Source organism: Micromonospora sp. DT47 (assembly GCF_049844475.1).
Classification (GTDB): domain Bacteria; phylum Actinomycetota; class Actinomycetes; order Mycobacteriales; family Micromonosporaceae; genus Micromonospora.
Genome location: NZ_JBNCLC010000081.1, coordinates 1 through 299 on the forward strand (window position 1 = coordinate 1; position 299 = coordinate 299).

A 299-nucleotide genomic window follows, 5' to 3' on the forward strand; every position below is an offset into this window, starting at 1 on the left:
CTCTCGACACAGTTGATCCGCGACAACCAAGCGGTGTACGTCGAGGACCTGTGCGTGACCGGTCTCGCCCGCACCCGGCTGGCGAAGTCCGTCCACGACGCCGGCTGGACATCCTTCGTCGGGATGCTGGAGTACAAGGCCACCCGGTACGGACGCACCTTCGCCCGGATCGGCCGGTTCGCGCCCACGTCGCAGACCTGCTCGACGTGCGGGCGGCTCGATGGACCCAAACCGCTGTCCGTCCGGTCGTGGACCTGCCCCTGCGGGACCGCCCACGACCGGGACGTCAACGCGGCCAT

At 69.2% G+C, this 299-nt stretch carries 1 protein-coding gene; it reads left to right on the plus strand.

The genetic code is table 11. The features are described from left to right. Positions 1-54: 54 nt before the first annotated feature. Positions 55-299, plus strand: a 245-nt coding sequence (locus ACLQ2U_RS32235; protein WP_425754651.1) for a zinc ribbon domain-containing protein, incomplete at its 3' end; no start/stop codon positions are given.